The following is a 9077-nucleotide window of genomic DNA, read 5'->3' as shown; positions in this document are numbered from 1 at the left end:
TCAATCATCCGGCGATTCTATAAGCTCCGTGTCAGCCGGAGAATCCCCAAACCGCAAAAAATCATTGATTCATTTATTTATCAACAGTCCCTTAGCTTACGCGGCGTCGCTGATGGCGCTGCTTGCCGGCGCGTCGGCAGCCGTCGCGCAGACCGCGCCGGCGCCGGCCACACAGGATTCAGGCCAGAAGCGCGACAATTCCACCGGGCTTGAGGAAATCGTGGTGACGGCGACCCGCCGCGCCGAGCGCCTGCAGGACGTGCCCATCAGCATCACGGCCTTCTCGCAGGATGAACTGACCCAGAAGGGTATCGTCGGGGTGGAGGGCATCGCGCGGGAGACACCCGGCGTCGTGCTGGACCACCGCAGCGACAATAATCTCAGCGTCACCACCCGCGGTATTTCCGTGAACGGTTACGAGGCCGGGCTGCAGAGCACCACCACCGTCTACCTCGACGACCTGCCGCTGACCACCATCGGCAACTCCGTGACGCTGGACCCCAGCCTGTTCGACGTGGAACGCGTGGAATTCCTGCGTGGGCCGCAGGGCACGCTGTTCGGGTCGGGCTCCCTGTCCGGCGCGCTCCGCATCCTGACCAAAAGCCCCGACCTGAACCGGGTGGATGCCTCCGTCTTGACCGATACGGGCTATACGCCGGACGCCGGCGCCGTTCGTCAGCGCTACAACGGCATGGTCAACGTGCCGTTGGTGGATGACAAGCTGGGGGTGCGTGTCGTCGGCTTCTACCGGCACGAGGATGGTTACGTTGACAACGTCGGCACGGGCGTCAAGAACTCCAACACCCTGAAGGACTGGGGCGGGCGGGGGATCATCCTATGGAAACCGACGGATCGTCTCAGCATCCGGCTGATGGGCCTCTATGAGGACAGCCATCCCCAGGACGCGTCGCTGGTCACCCCCTCCCTGGGTGATCGCAAGCGCTACACCACCATGCCCGATCTTTATACGTCGAAGTCGCAGCTCTATAACGCCACCATCGACTATCAGTTTGACTGGGCGCATCTGACCAGTTCCACCAGCTATGGCTACCAGGACGGGCTGTTCGACGTCGACTTGGCCGGCACGTTCGCCTTGGCCCTGCCTTTCAACCTTTTCGACCACGGCATCTGGAAAACCGTGGTCCAGGAAACACGGCTGGTTTCGGAAAAGGGGGGCCGGTTCGACTGGACGGTGGGCACCTACTATCTTCACCGGGACCAGTATCTGGCCGCGCGCGAGGCATCGACCCCGGCCTACCTCGGCACGCACGGCATCACCGGCCTGCCCGCCGACGGCACCTTCTACTCCAACGTCAGCAACTCCAGTTCCTATGAATTGGCGGGCTTCGGTGAGTTGACCTACCACATCACCGACACGCTTTCGGCGATCGGCGGCCTGCGCTACGGCAAATACGCCACGACGGTCGATGTCGCCCCGGGGTTCAACTCGCTTTACTTCGCCTACGCCTTGGGCGGCATCCGGGCGCCGCTGGCCCTGACGCCGACACCGGCGTCCAGCACCGACTATCCCGCCGCCGAGAAGGCGTCTTGGAAAGCAAGCTTGACCTATGAGCCATCGCATGACTTGACGCTCTACGCCACCGTGTCGACCGGCTACCGCACGCCCGTGTACAATGCCCGCGCCGGCAGTGTCAGCACGGTCACTCCCAACGATCTGGTCATCCCCACGGGCGCGAGTTCGGATGACCTCACCAACTATGAAATCGGATTGAAGGGCCGCTGGTGGGATGGGCGGCTGACCGCCAACCTGGCGGCTTATTACATCGATTGGCAGAACCTGCAGGTCCAGGCCAACCGCGTCTCTGACTCCGTGCAGTTCGCCACCAACATTGGCGCCGCGGAAAGCAAGGGGCTGGAGGCGGAGGTCACGCTGGAACCGGTGCACGGGCTGGTCCTGGGCCTGAACGCCGCGCTGAACGACGCCAAGGTGACGGGGCTTTCCGCGCAGGAGGCGCAGATTTCCGGTGCCGTAAACGGGGCCAGCCTGGCTTCGCCACACCTGCAGGGATCGTTCTTCGGCACCTACGGCTACACCCTGTTCGGCAACATCCCCGGGTTCAGCGGTTTCCAGGTGCAGCATGTCGGGTCGTTCCCCGTCGGCTTCCCCAACACCCCCGGCACGCTGGGCAAGCCCAGCGCGCTCTATGACCACACCGACAGCTATACGCTGCTGAACCTGCAGACGGGCGCCACGTTCGGCAAGGTCACGGCCACCCTGTACGGCGAAAATCTCACCAACAGTCGGGCCATCACCTACGTGCATCCGGAAGCCTTCGTCTACAGCCGCTACGCCATCGTGCGGCCGCTGACGTTCGGCCTGCGGCTGGCGGCCGACCTATGAGGACGACGATGCGAAAAACGCGAAGGGGACGGGGGCACCGCTGGCTGGCGGCGGCCTGCCTGGGATTGGCCCTTATGTCCTGCGCAAAAACGGCGCCGGTCGGGCCGGTGGACGCTCCGCCCCGGGCGCATGTCAGCGGCGGCGACCTGCAGGGCGCCATGGTACCGGGAACCAAGGTGGCGGCCTTCAAAGGCATTCCCTACGCCGAGCCGCCGGTGGGCGACCTGCGTTGGCGCCCGCCGGTCCCGGCCCGGGCTTGGACGGGGGTGCGCGACGCTCGCGATTTCGGGCATGCCTGCCTGCAGCCGCCGCCATCGCCCACCGGCATCTATTCGGGCGGCATGGCCCCGGTCGGCGAGGATTGCCTGACCCTGAACGTCTGGGCGCCCGCCGGGGCGGAACACCTGCCGGTCATGGTCTGGATCCACGGCGGCGCGCTGGTGGGGGGCAGCAGTTCCGAACCGCTGTATGACGGTGCCAGCCTCGCGCGGCGCGGCATCATCGTCGTTTCTATCAATTATCGCCTGGGCTTGCTGGGCTTCCTGGCGCATCCGGCGCTCAGCGCGGAATCGCCGCAGCACCTGTCAGGCAACTACGGGCTGCTGGACCAGATCGCGGCGCTGCGCTGGGTACGCGACAACATCGCGGCGTTCGGCGGCGATCCCGGCCGCGTCACCATCGCCGGGGAGTCGGCCGGCGGCCTCAGCGTCATTGCGCTGCTGGCCAGCCCGCCGGCCCGCGGCCTGTTCGCCGGCGCGATTTCGCAAAGCGGGTACATGCCGTCCTACCGGGCTCTGCATGAGGAAACCTTGGGCCTTCCATCGGCGGAGGCGGCGGGTGCGGCGTTGGCCACCGCGGTGGGGGCCACCGACGCTGCCGCGCTGCGCAAGGCCGACCTTGTCGCCCTGTTCAAGGCCGGCCTGGCCCAAGGCTGGCAGCCGGAGCCGGTGATTGACGGCGTTACGCTGACGCGGCAGTTCGCCGACACCTTCGCCCGGGGGGAGCAGGCCAAGGTGCCCGTGCTGGCCGGCTTCAACGAGGGGGAGATCCGCTCGCTGCCCTTCCTGATGCCCAAGGCGCCCGACACCCCGGCGGCGTATGATGCCGATGTGCGCCGCCGCTTCGGTCCCCAGGCGCCCGCCTACCTGGCGGTCTATCCCGGCGCCGACCCACGGGCCGATGTGATGGCTTCCATCCGCGACGGGCTGTATGGGTGGGCCGCCCAGTACTTGGCGCGTCAGCAGGCGGCGGCGGGACAGCCGGCCTATCTCTATTATTTCCGGCACAGCACCCCGGCGGAGCGGGCGCGCGACCTGGCGGCCTTCCATGCCAGCGAGTTGCCCTACATCTTCGGCCAGGTCGGCCCGTCCGGGGCGCTGGGGCCCAACTGGCCCCGGCCGCCGCTGACCGAAACGGAGGCCAGGCTTTCGGATGCCATGATGAACTACTGGGCCAGCTTCGTCCGGGATGGCGCCCCCACCGCCCCGGGAGAGGCGGCATGGCCCCGGTATACGGCAGCCCAGGCCGGATACCTCGACATCGATGACCGTCCGGCCGCCCGGCGCGGCCTGCAGCCGGCCGCCTTCACCTACGCCGATGCGCTGGTCGCCACCCGCCGCCAGCAGGGGCGCGGCTGGCGGCTCGACATCGGCTTCTCGGCCTTTTAACCGTACCTGGACAGGCCAAGGCGGCACGGGAAGGCTGCCTTGGCATCCAGGTCGGGAGTATGGAATCGAATGAGCAATACTGATCAACCCACGCGCGCCCGTAACCATAAAGCCCGCGCCCGCGAGGCGTCGATCGAACGCATCCTGGACGCGGCGGAGCAGCTGTTCGCTGAATTCGGCTACCATGGCTTCACGCTGAAGGACGTGGCCGCCCGCGTCGGTGTCAGTTCCACGCTGATCCATTACCACTTCAACGGCAAGGACAGCATCTGCGAGGCGGTGTGGGCCCGCAAGGCGCCCATTTCCGCCCGCAATCGCCTGGAGTCCATGCGGCGCTATGCCGAGGAGGTGGGCGACGACGTCACGGTCGAGGGGGCGCTGAGCGCCTGGATCGACGCCGACCTGAACGTGCAGATCGACGATGTGGAACAATGGGCCACCTTCGGCAAGATCGCCGCGCAGGCCAACAGCGCCGCCGGCTGGGGCGCCGAGAAGATGACCAAATACTTCAATCCCGTCGTCCTGGCGCTGATCGACCTGCTGAAGAAGGCCATGCCGGACTGTGACGAGGAGACGATCTTCTGGGGTTATCACTTCGTCTCGGGCGCCATGACGCACAACATGGCCCGCACCGGCCGTCTGGACGAACTGTCCCACGGCCTTTGTTCTTCCAACGATTTCGTCTCCATCAAGAAGCACATGGCCAAGTTCATGGCCGCCGGCTTCCTGGCCATCTGCCAACAGGACAAGACACCCTAGCATGCCTGAGCCGCCCACCCCGATGCCCAGCTCTTCGCCCCTTGGGCCTTCGCCGGCCGGCGCGATGCAGCCGTATGCCTTGACCCTGGATCGCTTCATCGACCACGCGGCCAAGTGGCACGGCGCCGCCGAGGTGGTGACGGCGGGGGGCCCCGGCGCTCGCATCGGCTATGCGGCGCTGCGGGACCGCAGCCGGCGGCTGTCGGGTGCGTTCCAGGCGCTGGGCCTGGGCCTGGGGGACAATCTGGGCATCCTGGCTTGGAACAGCCAGGCGCATCTGGAATGCTGGTATGGCGCCGTCGGGGTCGGCATCGTGTGCCACACCCTCAATCCCCGCCTGGCTCCCACGCACTTGGCCGGCATGATCCGGCAGGCGGCCAACCGCGTGCTGGCCGTCAGCCCGGATCTGACGGCGCTGGCCGGCACGCTGGCGGCGACCTGCCCGACGCTGGAGCATGTCATCGTGCTGGACGAGCCGGGTGCGGCGGCGCGGGGCCCGCTTCCCGGCGTGCCGGATGACGGTCCTGCCCGCGTCTGGAGGTACGAGGAACTGCTGGCGGGCCTGGGCCGGGATACCGCCTGGGGCGGTTTCGACGAGAACACGCCGGCGGGCCTGTGCTTCACCTCTGGCACCACGGGTGTGCCCAAGGGCGTTACCTACACGCACCGGTCCAATTACCTGCACACCGTCCACCAGCTGCAGGCGGACGCCAGCGGCCTCACCGCGCGCGACAGCGTTCTGGTCGCGGTGCCCATGTTCCATGCCAACGGCTGGGGTTTCCCGTTCTCCGGGCCGGCTGTGGGGGCCAAGCTGGTCCTTCCCGGCCGTCACCAGGACGGCCCCAGCCTGGCGGCCATGATCAACGCGGAGGGCGTCACCGTCGCGGCCGGCATCGCGACGGTTTGGCTGGGGCTGCTGGACCATCTGGACCGGACGGGCGAGGACACGCCTTCGCTGAAAAGGGTCATGCTGGGCGGCGCGTCGGTGCCGCAGGCGCTTATGGACCGGCTGGAAAGGCGCTTGGGCGTGGTCGTGCAGACCAGCTGGGGCATGACGGAACTGTCGCCCCTGGGCACCACCACGCCACCGGGCGCGCCGGTGCGGCTGGCCTCCCGTTCCGGCCGCCCGCCCATCGGTGTCGATTTGCGGCTGACCGATGCCGATGGCGCGCCGCTGCCCGAGCAGCGGGGGCGTGAGGGCCGGCTGCGGGTGCGGGGGGCCGCCGTGGTGGAACGCTATTTTGGGCAGGGCGAACCGGCCGTCGATGCCGACGGCTGGTTCGACACCGGCGACCTGGCCGTCATCGATGTGGACGGCCAGGTCAGTATCACGGGCCGGGCCAAGGACCTGATCAAGTCGGGTGGGGAATGGATCAACCCCGTCGAGATCGAAGCCATCGTGGGTGCCTTGCCCGAGGTGGCGCAGGTGGCGGTGGTAGGCCGGGCCGATGCCAGGTGGGGCGAGCGTCCCGTCCTGGTGATCGAGCAGCGCCAGGGCGGATACATCAGCGACGAGGCGCTGCTGGCTGCGCTGCGGCCGCGCATACCGTCCTGGTGGTTGCCCGACGCCATCGTGCGCGTCGGCGCCATGCCGCAGGCGGTGACGGGCAAGATCGACAAGGCGCGCCTGCGTGCCGACCACGGCTGAGCCGGGTGGGGGCGCGGGACGCAGGGAACAGGGGCGAAGGATTTAAGGGAGGAAGGAATGGCGACCACACGCCGGACGATATTGGCGGGGCTGGCGGCGGCGACCGCCTTGAACGCGCTTCCCGCGCGGGCGGCCCAACGCCCGGCCATGCCGAAGGGCTTCCTGTGGGGGGCCGCGATCTCCGCCCACCAGAGCGAAGGCAACGACACCAATTCCGACAGCTGGCTGCTGGAGCACCTGCCGGAGACGGTCTACAAGGAGCCGTCGGGCGCTGCCTGCGACAGCTATCATCGATACGAGCAGGACTTCGCCATCGCCCGGGCCATCGGGTTGAACTGCTATCGCTTCGGCATCGAATGGGCCCGGATAGAGCCGGAACCGGGCCAGTTTTCCCAGGTCGAGCTGGACCATTACACGCGAGTGCTGGCCGCCTGCCGGGCGCACGGGCTGTTGCCCATCGTGACGTACAACCACTTTACCGTGCCGCTGTGGTTCGCGACCCGCGGGGGATGGGAGGTACCGGACAGTCCCGACCTGTTCGCTCGCTTCTGTGAACGGGCCACGCGCGCGCTGGGCGGCCAGATCGGCATGGCCTCGCCCTTCAACGAGGCCAACATCCACCTGCTGGTGAAGGTCCTGCGGGGGGCGGCCACGCCCGAATACCGGGCCGCGCGCACCGCGATGATCGCCGCCGCGGCCCGTGCCACCCAGTCCCCACGGTTCTCTTCCATCCTGTTCGCCGACCCCGACCGCATCGACGCCCATCTGCTTGAGGCTCATGCCAAGGCCTACCAGGCCATCAAGGCGGGACCCGGCGATTTCCCTGTGGGCGTCACGCTGACCACGCAGGCGGTGGAGGCGGTGGGCGACGACAGCCTCGCCCCCACCGTCGAGACGACGCTGTACGGTGGCTGGTGGGATGCGGTGAATGCCAGCGATTTCGTGGGCGTGCAGGCGTATACCCGCCTGCGGGTCGATGCCAAGGGCCTGACCGTCGCGCCGCCGGGGGCGGAGATGACGGCGGCGGGATATGAATATTACCCGCAGGCTCTGGGACAGGTGATCCGGCTGGCCGCGCGCAAGACCGCCAAGCCCATATTCGTCACCGAAAGCGGCATCGCCACGGATGACGACGCCCGCCGGGTCGCCTGGCTGGACGCCAGCGTCGCGGAGGTCGAAGCCTGCCTGCGCGCGGGTATCGACGTGCGCAGCTATATCTACTGGTCGTTACTGGACAATTTCGAATGGACGCAAGGATACGGCCAGCATTTCGGCCTGGTGGCCGTCAACCGCGACACCTTCGCGCGAACACCCAAGCCCAGTTCCCAGCACCTGGCGGATATCATCCGCGGAGGCTGAGGCGGCCCAGCCCGCCACAAGATCCGAGGGCGGGATCCGGAAGTTTCGGCAGCGAACGATAAAACAGGAAAACAATAAATGGGAGGCGTCATGGACGGGTTTTGGAAAGGCGCGGCGCTGGTGGCCGCCCTATGGGTCGCGGCCGTGCCGGGCCGGGCGCAAACCGCCGGGCTGGCGGCGCCCGACTACAGCCAGGATGCCAACTGGCTCTGCCGCCCCGGCCGGGCCGACGCCTGCGCGCAGGACCAGACCGCAACCGTCATCACGGCGGATGGCCACATGACGCGAGGCCTTCAGGCCGGCCAGCGATCCGCCGATCGACTGCTTCTACGTCTATCCCACCGTTTCGCTGGATCCGGGCGGCAACAGCGACCTGACGCCCGGGCGGGAGGAATTCACCGTCGTGGCCGGGCAATTCGCCCGGTATGCCGCCCGGTGCCGAACCTTCGCGCCGATGTACCGGCAGGTGACCCTGACCTCACTGCATGCGCGCATGAACGGCACAGCCAGCCGGCCGCCGGACAGGGCGATGCCGTATGCCGACATTCTGGCGGCGTGGCGCCACTACATGGCGCACGATAACCAGGGGCGTGGCGTCGTGCTGATCGGGCATAGCCAGGGCTCCGTCGTGTTGACGCAACTGGTCCAGGAAGAAATCGACGGCAAGCCGGCGCAGGCGCGCCTGGTGTCGGCCATCCTGCTGGGCACCAACGTCGTGGTTCCCGATGGGGCCGACGTCGGCGGCACCTTTCAGCACATTCCGGCCTGCCACGCCGCCGACCAGACGGGCTGTGTTATCGCCTACGTTTCCTTCCGGGATACGGCGCCGCCACCGCCGGGCGGCCTGTTCGGCCGTGCCCTGGACCCTTTGTCCCAAAAGATTTTCACCAATTCCCACGCGCTCGGCACCAACCCGGCTGACCTGGCGGGCGGGGCGGGGCCCCTCCACAGCTATTTCGCGGCGGACTTCGGCGCCTGGGCGCCGGCCGGCTTCTCCTGGACCAGGACACCCCGCACGATCGACACCCCCTTCGTCACCACCCCCGGCCTGCTGACCGCCCGGTGCGTCAGCAACGGGGCCCACACCTATCTGGCCATCCACGTCAACGCGGGCGCGGACGATGCCCGGACACGGGATATCCCCGGCGACGTGATCGTGGACGGGCGCCTGTTCCCCGACTGGGGGCTGCATCGCATCGACATGCACGAGGCGGTCGGCGACCTGGTCGACATCATAGGCCGCCAAGGCGCGGCCTATGCCGCCGGGCGCCGCTAGAATGGA

6 protein-coding genes are annotated in these 9077 nt (G+C 67.8%); all 6 read left to right on the top strand.

The features are described 5' to 3' along the window. Positions 1–112 precede the first annotated feature (112 nt). The 6 genes from FBZ89_RS28115 to FBZ89_RS28090 all read left to right on the top strand — a co-directional run bounded on the left by FBZ89_RS28115 (position 113) and on the right by FBZ89_RS28090 (position 9071). Positions 113–2362, top strand: a complete 2250-nt coding sequence (locus FBZ89_RS28115) for a TonB-dependent receptor (protein ID WP_145754168.1) — start codon at positions 113–115, stop codon at positions 2360–2362. A gap of 74 nt (positions 2363–2436) precedes the next feature. Continuing rightward, entirely contained in the window at positions 2437–4029 is a 1593-nt protein-coding gene (locus FBZ89_RS28110; protein ID WP_246172806.1) for a carboxylesterase/lipase family protein, read from the top strand. Positions 4030–4098: 69 nt separating this feature from the next. Further along, entirely contained in the window at positions 4099–4788 is a 690-nt protein-coding gene (locus FBZ89_RS28105) for a TetR/AcrR family transcriptional regulator (RefSeq protein ID WP_145754164.1), read from the top strand. A gap of 64 nt (positions 4789–4852) precedes the next feature. Beyond that, positions 4853–6436: an AMP-binding protein gene (locus FBZ89_RS28100; RefSeq protein ID WP_246172803.1), complete on the top strand. Its 1584-nt coding sequence runs from the start codon at positions 4853–4855 to the stop codon at positions 6434–6436. 57 nt (positions 6437–6493) lie between these two features. Continuing rightward, on the top strand, positions 6494–7795 hold the full coding sequence (locus tag FBZ89_RS28095; RefSeq protein ID WP_145754161.1) for a glycoside hydrolase family 1 protein: 1302 nt from the start codon (positions 6494–6496) through the stop codon (positions 7793–7795). 316 nt (positions 7796–8111) lie between these two features. Continuing rightward, positions 8112–9071 carry a DUF3089 domain-containing protein gene (locus FBZ89_RS28090; RefSeq protein ID WP_211115390.1) on the top strand — a complete coding sequence of 320 codons (960 nt, stop codon included), beginning with the start codon at positions 8112–8114 and terminating at the stop codon, positions 9069–9071. Positions 9072–9077: the final 6 nt, after the last annotated feature.

It is taken from the genome of Nitrospirillum amazonense (assembly GCF_007828045.1).
Taxonomy (GTDB): domain Bacteria; phylum Pseudomonadota; class Alphaproteobacteria; order Azospirillales; family Azospirillaceae; genus Nitrospirillum; species Nitrospirillum amazonense_C.
This window is presented reverse-complemented; position numbering and strand designations above follow the sequence as displayed.